At 47.8% G+C, this 16,619-nt stretch carries 12 protein-coding genes; all 12 read right to left on the reverse strand.

Annotation, left to right across the window (positions count from 1 at the left end; genetic code table 11):
- Positions 1-15 precede the first annotated feature (15 nt).
- A complete protein-coding gene (locus L4174_RS20370) occupies positions 16-2,103 on the reverse strand; it encodes a peptidase (RefSeq protein ID WP_248142052.1) in 2,088 nt (695 codons plus the stop codon).
- A 16-nt stretch (positions 2,104-2,119) separates the two neighbouring features.
- Positions 2,120-2,713, reverse strand: coding sequence for a DUF1449 domain-containing protein (locus L4174_RS20375; RefSeq protein WP_248142051.1), 594 nt, complete (start codon positions 2,711-2,713; stop codon positions 2,120-2,122).
- A 359-nt stretch (positions 2,714-3,072) separates the two neighbouring features.
- A complete protein-coding gene (gene pbpC / locus L4174_RS20380) occupies positions 3,073-5,253 on the reverse strand; it encodes a penicillin-binding protein 1C (RefSeq protein ID WP_248142050.1) in 2,181 nt (726 codons plus the stop codon).
- Between the two features lie 28 nt (positions 5,254-5,281).
- Entirely contained in the window at positions 5,282-9,835 is a 4,554-nt protein-coding gene (locus L4174_RS20385; RefSeq protein WP_248142049.1) for an alpha-2-macroglobulin, read from the reverse strand.
- 237 nt (positions 9,836-10,072) lie between these two features.
- Positions 10,073-11,131 (reverse strand): polysaccharide deacetylase family protein, encoded by a 1,059-nt coding sequence (locus L4174_RS20390; RefSeq protein WP_248142048.1) that lies wholly within the window; start codon positions 11,129-11,131, stop codon positions 10,073-10,075.
- A 56-nt stretch (positions 11,132-11,187) separates the two neighbouring features.
- Entirely contained in the window at positions 11,188-12,375 is a 1,188-nt protein-coding gene (locus tag L4174_RS20395; RefSeq protein ID WP_248142047.1) for a hypothetical protein, read from the reverse strand.
- Between the two features lie 96 nt (positions 12,376-12,471).
- Complete coding sequence (locus L4174_RS20400) at positions 12,472-13,011, reverse strand: hypothetical protein (RefSeq protein ID WP_248142046.1); 540 nt, start codon at positions 13,009-13,011, stop codon at positions 12,472-12,474.
- Between the two features lie 15 nt (positions 13,012-13,026).
- The gene (locus L4174_RS20405; protein WP_254589136.1) at positions 13,027-13,815 is read right to left on the reverse strand and encodes a hypothetical protein; all 789 of its coding nucleotides are present in this window, start codon (positions 13,813-13,815) and stop codon (positions 13,027-13,029) included.
- A gap of 26 nt (positions 13,816-13,841) precedes the next feature.
- The gene (locus L4174_RS20410; RefSeq protein ID WP_248142044.1) at positions 13,842-14,294 is read right to left on the reverse strand and encodes a hypothetical protein; all 453 of its coding nucleotides are present in this window, start codon (positions 14,292-14,294) and stop codon (positions 13,842-13,844) included.
- Positions 14,295-14,438: 144 nt separating this feature from the next.
- The gene (locus L4174_RS20415; protein WP_248142043.1) at positions 14,439-15,239 is read right to left on the reverse strand and encodes a hypothetical protein; all 801 of its coding nucleotides are present in this window, start codon (positions 15,237-15,239) and stop codon (positions 14,439-14,441) included.
- 54 nt (positions 15,240-15,293) lie between these two features.
- Positions 15,294-15,677 carry a hypothetical protein gene (locus L4174_RS20420; RefSeq protein WP_248142042.1) on the reverse strand — a complete coding sequence of 128 codons (384 nt, stop codon included), beginning with the start codon at positions 15,675-15,677 and terminating at the stop codon, positions 15,294-15,296.
- Between the two features lie 160 nt (positions 15,678-15,837).
- Positions 15,838-16,302 (reverse strand): lysozyme inhibitor LprI family protein, encoded by a 465-nt coding sequence (locus tag L4174_RS20425; protein ID WP_248142041.1) that lies wholly within the window; start codon positions 16,300-16,302, stop codon positions 15,838-15,840.
- Positions 16,303-16,619: the final 317 nt, after the last annotated feature.

The raw sequence follows: 16,619 nt of genomic DNA on the forward strand, positions 1-16,619 counted from the left end.
GATGAAAGACGTGGATTATGAGTTCGTTTCTGATTTGGTGTTCAGAGAGGTCTGAATTTTCTTCAGTAACTCAGTCGCACCGCCCTGTGAATTCAGCAGGCTGGCCAGAGCGACATTACTCAGGTCGCTGCTTTTCAGATCTGTGTTTTCCAGGATATCTTTGATGTCCTGAGGCATGCTGCGCTGGCCTTTGATGTATTCAGAAACCAGTGGATTCAGCACTTTAGATTCATCGAACTTGGCATCCATTGCAGCCGCATCCATGATGGTACGACGGATTTGCTCCATGCCTTCACCACCAAACAGCTTGATATCAGCCTGAGACAGTGCCTGTGCCAGGGCTTTCGCATTTTCGCCCACAACAGCTTTCTGCGCATCAATGCGTGCAATTTCCAGCTCTTTCTCTTGTTGCAGCTGCATCACCCATCTGTCGTGTTCACGGGTATGCTCATCGTACTGCTGTGCTGCTTCAAAGCGGGCAGACTGAGCTTCAGCTTCTGCCAGACCTTTCGCACGCATTGCCTGCGCTTCTGCTTCACCAGCAGTCTGCAGTGTGTACGCTTCCGCTTCACCCACTTCACGAATCGCCAGTGCACGCTCGCGTTCAACTTCGACTTCTGCCAGACCGGTCGCGCTGATCATTTCTTTCTCAGCTTTCGCCATACGCTCTTTCGCAGCTGCTTCACGCTCTTTCGTAACGTATTCAGCTTCAGCACGCTTGGTCGCAACAATCTGCTCAGCTTCTGCTTCACGGGTCTTCACAGCCAGCTCATTTTCAGCATCACGGGTTCTGATCTTCAGTGCCGCATCGTTTTCGATCAGCAGACGCTCCGCTTTCTCACGGGCAGCATCTTTCTCTGCACGCGCAGCGACCAGCAGCTCCAGTTGTTTCGCTTCAGCGATAGCTTCAGCTTCAGTCAACGTCACACGCTTCTGACGGTTCACTTGCTCATGAACACGCAGGTTTTCAGTTTCTTCCTCTTCGCGGGCAATCTTACGTTCAATTTCCACACGCTGAGAACGGGTTTCTGCAACCGCCTTCAGAGATTCCTCAACCGTCGTCTCTTTCAGCATTTCTTTCTCTGCAACTTCCGTTGCAGTCCGAACTTTCTCGGTTTCAACTGCACGGTTCAGCTCTTCCTGCTGAATAGCAACCTGACGCTGGTTCGCGATGCGTGTCATTTCGACTTCCATCTGAACACTTTCACGCTTCTTAGCCACTTCTTCTTCAGTTTCCAGCTTCGCCAGTTGCGTCACACGCTCGTATTCTTCACGCTTTTCAGAAGTCAGTGCTTCTTCCTGTGACTTGATAATTTCGATCTCACGCTTCGCACGGGCAACACTTTCCTGTTCCTGTTTATCCAGTTGCAGACGGTTCGCTTCAGCTTCAACGTTTTTCTTCTTGATCGTTGTGCGCTCATCCTGACGGATTGCATTCGTCTCCGTATTCTTCTGCGCCGTGATCATTGAGATCTTACGGATACCTTCCACATCCAGAATATTGTCCGGGCTGTGAGCATCTAAAGACGTCTGGTCGACTTTATCGATAACCACGTCATAGATTTTGAAACCGTCCATTTCACTGCCAATTACATCAACAACAGCGTCACGGAATGCACGACGGTTTGTCAGCAGTTCTTCAAATTCAAACTGTTTAACTGCAGTTTTCAGGGCTTCAGAGAATTTCGGCTGGAAGTGTTCTTTCAGACGTTCGATATTCGAGGCTTCATGAGCAGTAAACAGCTTCGCAACACGAACAATATCTTCTTCTTCGTGATTCACGCCGATATAGAAATCAACTTTCAGGTCTGCACGAATATTGTCACGGCAGTGCAGGCCTTCATACTCTTCACCTTCCTGATCTTTACGACCACTGCGAATCACAGAGATCTTTTTACGGGTGATATCCATGTACTCATACTGGTTCACCACCGGCCAGACAAAAGTACCGGTCAGCGATGCACGGGTCGCATGCAGACCATTCACGATCAATGCATCACCTTCACCACGGACCTTTTTATATCGTGTTGTGAGAAAAATTAAGATCAGTAAAAATATACCGACTCCAGCACTAATGAATATTACGCTTGGAGAGATTTGCATAGCCAACTCCTTATGCTTAGCTATTTTTTGCCACTATATAATGATTTGTTGTTTTATCTTGTGAGACGATAATCACTTCATCGCCGTATTCCATTGATGTCTCCGGCTCAATTGCACGGGCATCAAGTAAGAATTCATTACCTTGATGGTGAACCACCACTTCACCCCGAGTCTGGTTGACAGCACTGCTGTGAACTCTGGCTTTCAGGCCAATAAAATCGACCTTGGCAAAACTTTTCTTTCTGTCAAACAAAGGTGCCAGCGGTTTCAGCAACCAGGCTGAAATCCATAACGCCAGATAGGCTGTCACCGGGATAGAAACCACCTCAATGACAATCATCCAGCTTGCTTCAGAAACAGCAGCAAGCCCCTGGTTCAGGTAAAAAGACAGGATCGTCCCAATAAAGAAGCTGACACAAAGCGCCACCATCAGCGGAACTTTCGACAATATCGGCGGTAATAACAAACCGGCTCCCGGTATGTTTTCAGCGTCAAAAAAATCAACGTCCGGTGCCACACTTTCAACAATGTTGAACACCAGATCCACCAGCATAATCATCAGAAAGATGGCGAAAGGAACAAAAAAAACATTGGTAGGGAAAGATAACAATATTGATATCATCTCGTCTAAGGTCATACTTACCAACTATTTTACAGAATGATTAAATTTATTTTTATCTGGAATCTGGTCACATTTGGCGACCGTATATAAGGGAAAGTTAAAAAAGGCTCATTGAATTTATCACCCTCAAACCTCCGCGACAAATGGTTTTCTCCCTGAAAAGGTATCTCATTGGTAAAAGACGGAAAAAACAAAACTTGAACTGCACCGCCAATAACGCACAGCCGGATGTCATTTCAATTTTCTGTATGGTTAAAATCACTTTTTCAACTGTCGATCTACCGGTGAAAATTTGACGGTCAGAACAAAGCAATTCGGACTTTTGGAAGCCACATCCGTTTTGAACATCACCGGTGAATCACAATCTTTCGCTGATCACATTGCTGCCCCTGACAGGCAGTAATGACGACTTCGCCACTATAATCCGCCAATAACAGTTGCTGCTGTTCATACGGCTGATGATTAATATACCAAAGCACTTCGGACGCTGGCTTATTGCTTTCCAGCTTCAGTTGCCGGATTTGTGAGCGGTAATAATGCTGACCGTTCTTGATCGACTGAATTGCAATTTCCAGTTCCGGATGTCCCTGGCTGATAATTTTCCGCTGCTGATGCCAGATGCTGAGCGATTCCGGCCAGTGATCATGACGAACAAAGTCGCCATCACTTTCCAGTGTGGGTGGCGTGAGCCCGTTTCGGGTAAAAGCATATTTCTGATTAAAACAGTCTTCATCTGCCGTTGCCGACTTTGCCCGTCCGCCCGGCCAGCAAATAAGTTTGCGGATGACGGTCTCCGGCTGTTCAACCCGTCGTTTCTCTTCCGGTAACTGATCAAACACATCAAACATCACCGGCGCCGCGCGGGTTGCCCCCAGATACCCCACCACAGGCGTTGCATCTGGTCGGCCGACCCAGACGGCCACGGTATAGCCTGGGCTGACACCCACAGACCAGAAATCACGATAACCGTAGCTGGTACCGGTTTTCCATGCGATTTCGCGACGCACGCGGGGCACTACCCGATCAGATGCGCTGATGCTGCTGAGCATGTGAAACACCATCCAGCTGCTTTCTTTGCTCAGCAACTGCGCCTCGTTCGCAACAGGAACTGCCTGCGCTCCGCCCTTCACCACTCGCAGCGGGGAAACCTGACCGGACATTGCCAGCGAGCGGTACATGGACGCCAGCGTCATCAGATTTGTTCCTGTCCCGCCCAGACCTACCGTCAGATTCGCTTTTTCATGGTCAAGCTGAATTCCTGCTTGTTTCATCTGCGCATCAAACACGTCCGGACCGAGTGCGTTAAACACCTGAATCAGAGGAATATTCAGAGACTGTTTCAAGGCCTCACTGACACTGACCGCTCCCTGAAACCGGCCATTCAGGTTCTGTGGTTTGTAGTCATAAAACGTAAAAGGAATATCACTCAGTAAACTTTCGGTATGAATGATGCCGCGATCGATAGCCATGCCATAGATAAACGGTTTCAGGGTTGATCCCGGTGAACGGACCGCCTGTGTCATGTCGACGTGAGCGAACCGGCTGTCATCCTGAAAATCGACCGAACCCTGATAAGCCAGAATCTCAGTTGTCTGGTTGTCTACCACCAATACGGCTGCTGACGAGTGTACCGGCAAATCACGTTTGACTTTGACCAGCAATCGGGCCACTCGTTGCTGAATCGTGTCATTGATCGTGGTGGTGATGACATGCTGATCCGGGTAAGTCTGTTTCAACGTCCTGCTCAGCAGGGGAGCCAGCTGAACCCGGTCAGACTGCCGCAGTTCAACCGGTTCCTGGGAAAGATATTGAAATGCCTGTTCTTTGAGCAGCCCGCTGTCATGAAGACGCGACAGGACTTTATTTCGCATCGCTTTTGCGACTTCCGGATAGCGATCCGGACGATACAGCGACGGCTTTTGCGGCAACACGACCAACAGCGCCGCTTCATTTTTCGTTAAGTGTCTGGCTGAGGTTGCGAAGTAACGGTCAGCTGCCGCTTCTACACCCGCGATGTTGCCGCCAAACGGTGCCAGGTTCAGATAAAGCGTCAGAATCTCATCTTTGCTGTAATACCATTCCAGCTGAAGGGCGCGCCAGAGTTGTTTAAATTTGCCGGCGACCGAACGTTCATGCGGGTCGAGCAAACGGGCCACCTGCATCGTCAGGGTAGATCCGCCAGAAACGACATGCCCGTGAATCAGCCACTGAAACGCAGCCCGGAGAATTGAAAACGGATTAAATCCCGGATGATGGTAAAACCAGCGATCCTCATAGTTCAGCAACGCCTCAATATAAAAAGGATCGACTTCAGGTAAGGTGACGTTGTAACGATGGACACCCTGGCGATCACCGAAAGAGCGAAGCACTTCACCTTCCCTGCTGACAACCACAGTTGCCGGACCATCCGGATATAAAGGCGGAAGCGGGAACACACTGTTCAGTGTCCACGCCATCAAAATCAGAAAGGCGCTCATCCCTGCCGCCAATTTCAGCAGGGATGAGCGTGTCGTGAACGGCAATTTCATGGATTCGTTATCGTCTCAGAGATTGCCATTATTGCTCGACCGTAAAGGTTTGCGGTGTCTGCCAGTACGCCAGATGTTTTTCCGGACGGTACATGGACTCAATAAACACAGGTGGCACAGCAAACGTCCCCGGAACTTCCGCGCGCAGCACGTAGCCGTACTGATAAATCTGTTTTTTATACATCTGGCCAGACAGAACAAACCGGTCGTTGCGATATTCCTGATGGTCTGGTGTTTCGAGTTTCACTTTCTCCGGCAGCATCCGTTCAATTGGCAGCCCCTGATTCAGTGCCGGGTTTTCCAGCACGAAGCCAGCCGGAATCTTGTCCACCAGCAGCGCATCATTGATCTGTTCCTGCAGAATAACGGTCAGAACGACCACGACCCGGTCACCCACTTTCACTTTGTTAGACGCCAGCGGCTGCCCATTCGGTTGATACCACTGACGCGTGACTCTCTCAGCGTTCAGGGTATTGAAGCGACTCGCCTGATTGGCAATCGTGCGATCCAGTTTCTGATAACCTTCCGCCATGACTTTGACATAAACCGGTGACTGATCCAGATTGCGAATCACCAGATCGGATGTCAGGGGCTGGCTGAATGTTCCCTTGTGGCTGACCGATTGATCATTGAAAGCCAGATTGAACATTTGCTCACGATTCGCTGCACTTGCCAGTACAGACGCCTGAACCAGCGCAGAGCGTTCCTGCGTGCTCATCCAGCGTGTCTGTGACAAACCAATCAAACGTTCCAGGTTTTTGGCCTGAAGTTCCAGTGCTTCACGCTTCACTGATTTATCTTTCGACATTTCTTCAAGAATCAGCACAGACTTGGCAACATCACGCAGATCAGAACCGTAATCACCGTAGTAACGGTATTCCCGGCTGAAACGGCCGATATCATCCAGCATGTCTTCAGCTTCATCACTCGCACCCACATTGGCATAACTGGCGGCCAGTTGCAGGTAGCTGAGCTGAGTCGGCAGGTCCGACAGCTTCATCTTATCCAGATCACTCCATTTCAGCTTACCCTGCTTGCTGGTCAGGTAAGCGGCATAGGCACGGGCTACTTTGGCAGACTGGCTGTCATAAGCCAGATCACTGGTCAGTGAATCGTTCCGGACATAAACCAGCAGACGGTTATTCGCCCGGTTCAACATGGATTCCGGCACAACTCCTGTAAAACGCTGTTCCGCCGTATTCAGGAAATCGGCCACGTACGCCGTCAGCCATGGGTTTTCATGGCCGCTGCTGTCCCACAGCGAGAAACCGCCATTGGCTTTCTGCATGGTTTTCAGACGCTGAACGGCTTTTTCAACCACACGTTTGTCTGCTTCATCCGGCGAGATGCTTTCAGCATGACTGATGCGGTCAGACTGGTGCACTTTGGCTTTAAAGCGATTCAGCTCCGGCGCGTCCATCAGGAACGGCCAGGCTTTACTGGTGGTCTGCTCGGCACAGCCATACGGGTAACGGAACAGACCGCGTGCATGTTCTTCCGGGTTCAGCACAGGCGTCCGGCTGAAATAAGCCTGACCCATACTGTTTTGCACCACATCCATTCCTGACCATAAGCCCTCGCTGGCTTTGTATTCTTTCCCTTTCTGCAGCAGAACCGACTGCACCTGAGTGACCCATGGCATCACAGGACGGACCGGTACTTCCCAGGAACGATCGATATCAATCTCATCATTCCTCACGGTCAGTGCCAGTTGGGCACGTTCAGTCAATATGGCATCCGACACGCGGAAACTGAAGCTCTGGCTCCAGTGCGCGCCGTGTTTGAGGGTGACCGGCTCAGGCGTCAGTTGTCCCTGTGCAGCCAGTGTTTCACTCAGGTTCAGCGCAACATTTAGTGTCTGCGGGTGACCACTCACGTTGTGCAGATCAACCGTTACCGTCGAGATATCACCCGGCACCAGGAAGCGGGGCACACTGAGCTCAGCGACTACCGGCGCACTGACCGGTTTATCCAAAACCGTCTGACCCACCTGAGCGCCATTGAAGGCTGTGGCAATCACCTGAACTTCGCCGTTGTAATCCGGGATCACCATGTCAACCACAGCTTTCCCCTGCACCACTTTCACCGGCTTGCTCATCAGAATGACAGTTTTGCTTTCAACCAGCCCGTCATTCTTGTTGTCCGCTTTTTTATTGGCATCACTACCGAAACGGGACTGCGCAAACGGATTCGGGCGCGGATCGTACAGCCGTGAGTACATATCAACGACATCTGCACTGTAACGGCGCTGACCGAAGAAATAACCGTGCGGATCAACCGGCTCGAAACGACTCAGGTTGATGATCCCTTTGTCCACCATCGACAGAGTCACCCAGGTCTCACCGCTCTGCTTCGGATCCAGATGTTCAATCGTAACCGGGACAGAAAGTGTCTCAGACGGCTTAATCAAATCCGGTAAAGTCAGCGAAACCGTCAGCTTGCGATCAGTCCGATCCAGTTTCAGCGGACGAATTCCAAAGTAACGTTTCGGCGTCTGACCATCATTCCCGGTTAAGGTCGTGGTGAGGTAAATATCGTGACGGGCCAGGGAGGCATCCAATGGTACCGGAATTGTCACTTCACCGGCCTGCACCGGATAGCTTTCAGACCATACCAGCTGATCCGTTTCCAGCGTGACCAGCAAATTGCCGTTTACCGGCGCAGTAATGGTGACATTGGCCTGCTCACCAGCCAGGTAAGCCGCTTTGTCCGTGTTGATTGCCAGATGATCAGGCTTCGCTTTGATCTGCTCATTGCCGTCATACCAGCCGGCATAGAATGAATAGGTCGACGAAACACCCGTGGCGGTATCTTTCACCGTCAGGCGGTAATCACCCCAGCGGGTCGGGAAGACCATGGGCTCCGGATTCTGACCCACTTGAATCGTCTGAGTCGACATCCGTTTCCAGCGATCCTGCTTTTTGCGCTCCCAGCCAATCCCGTCTTCATAGATCCAGTAATAAGGACCCTGATCGTAATCCATGGTGACTTCAAGCTGACCTTTGATCAGCGACTGGCCGTCAGCACTCAGCAACGCGATTTGGAACAAAGCATCGCTGTTATACGGCACACTCACGAACTCAGGTTTGATCCCGGGAACAGATGTGTTTTTCCATGAGACATACTTCAGTTTGCGCTGCACCGCGGCACCGCCGGATTCCAGCAGACTGAAGTTGGCAACCACTTTCACCGGGCTTTTGAGTTTCTCCGGTGCAGGCGTCGGTAACTTCACCAGCAGACGGCCTTCGTCAGATAAAGTCTGCTCTTCCAGCTGTGCGTAATCCGTATCCAGCGTGAAGGATTCACCGACGACGAAATCGGAATATTTACCCGGTATGGTCTGAACCGGCTGATACGTGACCGCCGCTTTCAGGCGGTTGCCGGCAGCCGGGCTTCCGAACAGATAGCGTCCGTTCAGATTCACATCATTTGTCTGTCCGGCAAATACAAACTCAGCCGGAGAGTCAAAAGTCAGATCCATCCGCTCAGGGACAAATTCCTCTAACTGGAAAGCCAGCTCACTGATTGGTGCTTTCGCCGTCGGATCCAACCGGACTTCCACACGATAGCGTCCGGTTTTCCAGTTCAGCTCGGTTTCCAGCTGGCGGAAATAATAGCCACTCGCCTGTGGTTCCAGCTGCTCTTTCAGAATTTCTTCGTTCCATGGATTCATCACCGTCAGCGTAATCGGCCGATCGGCCAGCTGGCGGCCATCCATATCCCGTAACAGGATATTCAGCGGCAGGCTTTCACCCGGTTTCACCAAATCGCGGTTACTGTAAATGTATGCTTCTGCAGACTGAAATTTACGTCCGCCGACCTGACTCTCAGCCAAATCCAGCGGCGCTTCACGTAGCGGCAGAATCGCCATTTCTTCTTTTTCAATGCCCGCATCGTTGGTGCTTTTCACCCGGGCAATCACAATGTCTTCCCGTTCCGTTTTCATCTCGAACGTGGCGACACCGTGCTGATTAACCGGCTGACGTTCGATCCGTTTATTATCCCGGTAAATCTCAACCACGCCCTGAGTAACAGCGTCACCTGTAGACAAGCGTGCCAGCGAGAATGATGCCTGATGCTGATGAATTCGTGCCTGAATGCCCACGTCCGTCAGCAACATATGCTTGGCTTTCACTTTGTAAAACATACCCGGCGCTTTCACGACCACGACATACCACCCTGAAGGCAATGAATGCGGGATGGGTAACCTTGCCGGTGTCTGGACGTCCTTTTCGCTGGGCGGCAATGTATAGCGGTCGGAAAATACACTCTGGAACGCATGGTTCATGTGGTCCAGGTCGTAACTGGACATTTTGTCCTGAATATAATGACGGTTGAGCAGCTGACCCGGCTCCGTCACCTTCAGAATTTCGACATCCACATGTTTCAGGTTAATAAAGTTAATCGGAATCGACTGATCGTCAGACTGCGGGACTAAAGGTCCGCTGCCAACAAACAAAACATCCGGTGCCTGCTGCTTATTTTCAGACTCAGTTTCAGCAATACTGAGCGCAGAAAAGAAAGAACAAAACAGTAGAAGCGATATTTGCCTCCACCGGTTCAAGTTACGCGATATAAACATAAAAAGTCCCAGCCGTCCTTACTGACGAGAGTTAACGGGGTGAATAACCCGGTAAGAAATAAAAATATATAATTTCCTGAAAGTTGAGAACTACAATAAAAACCCTGAATTGGCAGAACCAGAATCAACTGAAATTGCATCGGTCTCACCATGACTGGGCAATCTCACTTGATGCAGAAACAGGTTCAGTCAATGAAAGAAAGCATGCGTATGCCGCACACTTTCTTCGCCATTAAATCAGATGCAAGATCGCCATTTCAGACGGGTTTGATTGACCAAATGATCCAGCTCCGGCAACGCAATATTGGCTTTCGGGTGAATATCATGAAAAAGAATAATCCCCTTTCGCCACAACAACATGAGTGTGGTCACCCGATCACTCACCTGTTTTGCACTCATCTTGCCGTTCCAGTCCTGACTGTCGATATTCCACAAATAAACCGGATGGCCCTGCTCATGGAGCCATGCTGAAATTTCCGCAGTCCGCATGCCATAAGGCGGACGAAAACCTTTTTGCGTATTCAGCGAAGAAAACGGCGCCAAAGCCTGAACCGTTTTTTCAACTGACGATTTCGACCAGCTCAGATCTTTATGAGCGCGATGGCGCCAGCCATGCGAACCCAGGCATTGATTCTGATAAAGCGCTTTATTTTTGGCCTCAGCTAACTTATGACCCAAAACAAAAAAAGTCGCGTGAATTTCTTTTTCCGTAAGCTGTGTGATCAACTGTTTTGTCCGGGTCGGATGCGGGCCATCGTCAAATGTCAGCAGAAACTCGCCATCCGCGTAATTTTCCCCCGTCAGCTCACTCTGATCATAAGTCAGAATTTCACTGCTGATTCGCGGAAACAAGGCTGCCAGCCTGACCTGCTCAAATAAATAATACTGATAAAACTGCGCACTGGCTTTCAGCCACTGGCTGTTCAATGTTGGCAGACGCTCGTCAGCCAGCTCCAGCAACGTTTCCCAGCGATCAATGCCGGTCTGCCCGGTTGCATTCCCGTAGCCTTGCATTAACTGACGCTGCGTTTTTTCACGCCATTGTGCCACTGAAGCAGAATTCACCTGCTTCAGCCCGGTAAAGGTCTCAATCTCCTCTTCCGAGCCCAGAGGCACAGTATTCATCATACTTGCGAACTGCAAAATTTCTGCGGCAGAAGCACGGTCAAATGCCTCTCGTGAATCAATAGCTTCCGACCACAACGCTCTGTCGATGGTGGCGACTTTTGCCGGGCCTGCAGCCAGCACCTGTCCGGACCAGAGACAGAGTAAAAACAGTAACCTGATGATTTTCATGGTTTATCCGAAATAGAAGAAAACGCCTGACGTTGCAGGCGTTTTAAGACGAGCCATCATTGAATGTGCAGTTTCTCTTTCATCCGTGAAATTCCCTTCTGATAAGCAGAATGTTCACGCAGACGCTGTGCCGCTTCAAAATTTTCCAGCGCACTTTGCCATTCAGAAGACGCTTCGTAGATACGGCCGATATTGTAATACGAGCTGGCCTTAATGCGGTCTGCACGATTACCGGAAGCCAGTTCAATTGCTTTACGGTTCGCCCATAACGCTTCGGCACGGCGGTCCAGTTTCGGATAAGTCACGCCCAGGTTGCTGTATGCCTGACTGAAATCAGGATAAAGGTTCACTGCATCCTGGAAATGGTACATGGCCGCCAGATAATCTTTATTCTGATAAGCTTTTTCACCAGCCGTGTTCATTCGTTTCGCTTGCGCAATCATGGTGTCCGTGATCATGCTGTGCGATTCAAAAGAATCAGCTTTCAGAATCCCTGCGAGATGATTATTAAGATCCGCAGTGCGCGTCAGCGACAGGTATTGGTTGATATCATGGAAAGCACCGTTGCCGTCAATACCAAAAACAACCCAGCTGTTTGCCTTCACATCATTTCGGACTTTATAGCTTCTGATATGTGTCTTCCCGACATACACATCAACCCGGGCATTACTGGCCGACAGCGCTCTCGATTGCTGACGCTCACCATTCGAATAATCCCGGACCATATAGACATAACGCTCACCCTGCTTCTTTTTCACCACAGTAATGGTTTCAGGGCCATACGACGTGGTGTCATCCACATCCAGATGCGTTTGATCGCCTTCTTTACTTGAGAAGAACACATGGTTGTCAGGAAACACCATGTGCGAATCCAGATCTGACGGCGAGCTACCCCAGGTCAGTACAACGCGTAATCCGTCAAGGTTCGGCATTTCCGGTGACAATGCATAGGTGAATCCTTCACACGGGCACTTCACAACCAGCGTCGAATATCCTTCTTTTTCGATCAGCATGGTGGTATCCGGATCATCTTTAAACTGAGTGAAACCGGCTGTGCCTTTCGCGTCCGTATTCACTTTGACCGAACTCTCTCCCGTCCGCTGCCAGGTGACGGTAGCATCCGGAATGGTTTTTCCTTTCACCACGGCGCTGAGCACCTGAATTTCGCCGGCATTCGCCATGGACGACATCAATCCCACACAAGCTGTCAGGCATGAAGCTTTTAGCCAAGAACGTTGAAACATCGTTATTATTCCTTTTTGTTGACTGTTACCCTAATGGCGACATAACGATACCAATACTTAAGAGGTTGCTCATCTATTCATTGAGTATTACTCATTTCAATGCATACATCGTTTTTTGAGCGCTTCATAAGACTTCCGGTTCATCATTTTTTGCGTCAGCTCAGATTTCCCCTGATTTTTGGTGTAGTCATAGGTAACATGTTCAACCCAAGCGCCCTTTTCGAGCACTTGCACTTCTTGATGTGTCTCATCAGTTTTGTAAAACCCACAAACCAGCTGGCGTTTGGCATTCACGACTATGCCATTGATTTCCCAGTCTGCCGCTTCCGAAAACAACTGTTCTGCCGGATGATATAAAAAGATTTCAGACATCTGATTCGCGCCAGGATCATCATCAATCACCAAATCCTGATAGCCGTCAAAATTGATATCGACAAATCGGTAGCTATAATCCAGGTATTCAACATCATGAGTTGCCTGTATCGTTTGCACATCATCGTTCACGAACACAATGTCCATGTATTCATGATAAATATTGACTTCTTCGACCAGAGTTTCTGTACTGACTTTTACTTTCGCATCGATCAATGTTGAGAAAATCATCATTGAGAGAAAAGCAGCAATTCTGTATTTCATCTGACTCATCCACACTTACCTGCATTGGGCTTCAAAAAGAGTTTGCCGGTGATGCTTCACCCGCAACTGATGCGTTCGGGTATCCAGAGCATATTCATAATTACCCCGCTGAAATGAAAGCTCAGCCTCCGATTGAACCGGATAAGTCTGCTTCAGGCTGAGTTCACGTTGTCCCGATTTCGCAAAGTTATAGGTCAGCTGTGCCGCATTGTTGTCAAAGCACACACTGGCAACACGCTGACGACCGATATCGCAAATATAAAAATAACGCTCTGAGGCTGAACATCCGGTGTAAAATTCATGACCAATCCGGTCGATAAGTGAATAACCAGCTTCATCGTAAAGTTGTGACGGTGAGAATTGATTCAGGCTCAGGGGCAACCCAAATATCTCAGAGAGCAAGACAATATCGGCGGCGGATCGGATCTTTGTCCTATCCATCTCAAACGGCTTTCTGACTTTGGTTTCCGTCACTTCAGTGAAAGGCGGGACATGTAATTTCTGAAACGATGCTTCAGCAACAACCTTTATCGCTCCTGATGTATCAATGTAATACACGATGCCCTGATTTCCCCGATCGCTCGTTACAATAACTTTGAGCAGCGATTCACTGTCGCGGTATACAAAATCTGACGTCTTACTGCCGCAGCCATGTCCCCACCACTGTTCAAGGATCCGTTGATCATGATGCTTCACCTGAATGGCACAGTAAGGCTCAAAGCCCTCTTTAGAACTTTGCAGACTGATTTCAAATGCCATTACACTGCCGGATACAAACATCAGCACAAAGCTCAACATTCTCATGATCTGGTGAACACCCACGACGCCTCTCAAAACTCACACCGATACAAGTCATGGCGACCAGTTTCCTTGCTGGCATAAGCGTCATCCAAACCATTCAGTTCCTGATGCATATAGCCATTCCGGGACACAGTCCAAAAGCCATACCAGGTCACCGCATACTGTGATTCATTCCGCTTCTCAAGTGCCATCACCGGATGTTCTGTTGAAAAGTCATCCCAATGCAATTGCATACCACCCAGTCCCAAATCATCCGGCTGAATCAGATAAACCAGCGTTTGGTCCTCATGCGTTGTCAGACGGGCTTGGATATAAATCTGATTCGACAGCACTTCAACAATGCGCTGACCATCCTGCTTTGTGAAAATTTTAAAGTTGCTGAATTCTTCACAAGGTGCATTTTGCAGATAATCCGGTAAGTCGCCCGCGTGAACCACAGATGCACACAGCAAATTGACTACACAAAAGAATATAATTTTCACTAAATACACCTTTTAAAAAATCAACCAATTCCGCGTAGTCAGGAACCAACTGAGTACCAACAGAGACACATTTTGAGCTTCATTGGTTCTATCCAATAGACATGAAAATGTCTCTCATTTCATTTCATTTCCAATCACTGTTATTCATTTCCATTGGTCATATCCCACATACTGAGTCCCATTAAATTTCATGATCTGCGTTTCAGTTCGCTCAGAATAAAAATTATCCAGATGCAACTCACCACTCTTCTTTTTTTGAATTTTTGAATTCACCTTGATATCACGAAATCCATTTGTCATCGTGTTTTCAATGCCCAATATAATTTTTGTCGCTTCAATCCATACCGGTTTATTCTGAACAGAATCGCCAGGATAACCATCTTTGAATACCCAATAAGACATTGAAAAGTTAGCAAGTACTGGCTTTAACTTATCCTGTTCACGAACAAATAAGGTTAAATAATCATTCCAACCACCTTCTGCATATCTGGATGAATGACCAATTGCCAGCCTGACCCCAAAAGCTCTTGTTGCTTTATTCAAATGATATCTGGCTGTATCTAACCAAATTTGATCTTCTTCAATTCTGATCCCACCTTCATCATTACTAAAAAAACTCTCATAGTCAGCAATAACACTTTTTTTGTTCTCGATGAGAATGACCCGCCAGAGAAACATATCCCCGTATTCACCAGAACCATCTCTCATGATATAAGAGGATAACGTAAGGTTTGGCTGGTTCGGGAGTGTCTTGCATGCTAACGATGAAAAATCGGTACGGGTACTTTGAGAATTTTTATGCTGTACATAATCAGCCTGAATTACCAACAGCGTCGCTTCATCACATGACTGCTGAGCTTGAGCTGAAGTTTGAAAACTAACCACTGAAGCAGCAAAGAGTATAAAGACTGGAATAATCATATTTGCGAAAAACTTATCATTCATTTCAAACACTCAAAATTTATTATCATTCATACCTTCAAGTTTCATTTTTCTCAATTAATTACATGCTTCAATTTCAAAATCAATCGCAACCAGATCCGAGCCATACTTTCTTAACAGCATAGATTTTTGTTTTGAGTAAGTGCCAATTTTCGAACCATCAGTAAAACAAACAAAATAACCTTGTTTGTTTTTCTTGATCACATCAAAACGATAAACCCATTGCTCATCTTCCATAGTAATACTACTGCCAGAAAATTCAGGTTTTGGTACATAATCGAAATCAGGCAATTTCCTTTCTTGCGCGGTCTCTTTTGGCATGAGCGAACTTCTGAATGACGTCACATCCAGATTTTGATAAATGTCATTTAAGTCTGAAACCTCAATACTCAATGCCGGAGCAGCACTCGTTAAGGCGAGACTGAAAGCAAGCATTTTCATGTTTATTGTCCCTCTGTATACAATAAAAAATCAGTTTTACAGATTGAGCTCTACGTCATAGAACCTTTGTCTTTTCATACATTCATCCATGTCCTCATTCAGATAAGACTGCATAAAACGGCAGTTTTTATCTGAATAATATTTCCACAATATGTTCTGATCAGCTTCTGTTCCGGGAATAGCTTTGAGTTTGTACAAGTACATCGTAAGCGAGTTCTGTGTCCTTAGATGCAAGATACTGCAACTCTAACAGCCTCGCTTCCGTCACTTCTGCTTTGCATCGATAGATCATCCATTTTGCGGATGGATCTAACTCAGGAACTTCCAGATCATCACCAAAATAAAGAAGGTGATCACAAACATTTTCTTTGTAGCGAACCCAGGACCGCTGCACATCCCTCAGCTGACTGTATTCGTCTTCACTCAATTGCGCCTTCAGGTCCCGATAAAGCAAATTCAGTGTTTTATCTTTGGCCTCATATTTCTTGTAATCGTGAAGGTAACTGCCGTGAATACTGTCTTGCCAATCTGGCTTTTGCGCCTGTACCATGAAAGAACCGCATAGGGTCATGAGCACGAACAGCAATGGCATCAAGAAACGAATACCAGCAAATTGTGTTTTCATATCACCGTACTCTGTCGTTCTGTTCAATCGAACCGGTTTACCTGCTGACATTCAGCCAGGAAAGATTCTGCCGCAAATTGATACATCAGCGCCAGGCGCAACTTAGTAAACCTAAGCGACCAAAATGATACATAAGTTAAGGTTGCACTTATAAATTAAGTTCAAGTTAGGAAAGGAGATACGAATGAAATAATTAAGTTGGATCAGACTTAATTTCGGAAAATTTCAAATTTAAACATCACTAACAGTATGTTGACCGCTGGAGATTTTTGATAATTATCATGTAAAAAAGTATGATCATTTCCCCGTTGACTCAC

The organism is Photobacterium sp. CCB-ST2H9, assembly GCF_023151555.2.
In the GTDB taxonomy this organism is placed as follows: domain Bacteria; phylum Pseudomonadota; class Gammaproteobacteria; order Enterobacterales; family Vibrionaceae; genus Photobacterium.

What these genes read in the sequence shown, in the direction of transcription:
- L4174_RS20420 (WP_248142042.1), bottom strand. Translation starts at nt 15,677, where the DNA reads ATGAAAATGCTTGCTTTCAGTCTCGCCTTAACGAGTGCTGCTCCGGCA.
- L4174_RS20405 (WP_254589136.1), bottom strand. Translation starts at nt 13,815, where the DNA reads ATGAGAATGTTGAGCTTTGTGCTGATGTTTGTATCCGGCAGTGTAATG.
- L4174_RS20425 (WP_248142041.1), bottom strand. Translation starts at nt 16,302, where the DNA reads ATGAAAACACAATTTGCTGGTATTCGTTTCTTGATGCCATTGCTGTTC.
- L4174_RS20390 (WP_248142048.1), bottom strand. Translation starts at nt 11,131, where the DNA reads ATGAAAATCATCAGGTTACTGTTTTTACTCTGTCTCTGGTCCGGACAG.
- pbpC (WP_248142050.1), bottom strand. Translation starts at nt 5,253, where the DNA reads ATGAAATTGCCGTTCACGACACGCTCATCCCTGCTGAAATTGGCGGCA.
- L4174_RS20395 (WP_248142047.1), bottom strand. Translation starts at nt 12,375, where the DNA reads ATGTTTCAACGTTCTTGGCTAAAAGCTTCATGCCTGACAGCTTGTGTG.
- L4174_RS20385 (WP_248142049.1), bottom strand. Translation starts at nt 9,835, where the DNA reads ATGTTTATATCGCGTAACTTGAACCGGTGGAGGCAAATATCGCTTCTA.
- L4174_RS20400 (WP_248142046.1), bottom strand. Translation starts at nt 13,011, where the DNA reads ATGAAATACAGAATTGCTGCTTTTCTCTCAATGATGATTTTCTCAACA.
- L4174_RS20370 (WP_248142052.1), bottom strand. Translation starts at nt 2,103, where the DNA reads ATGCAAATCTCTCCAAGCGTAATATTCATTAGTGCTGGAGTCGGTATA.
- L4174_RS20415 (WP_248142043.1), bottom strand. Translation starts at nt 15,239, where the DNA reads ATGAATGATAAGTTTTTCGCAAATATGATTATTCCAGTCTTTATACTC.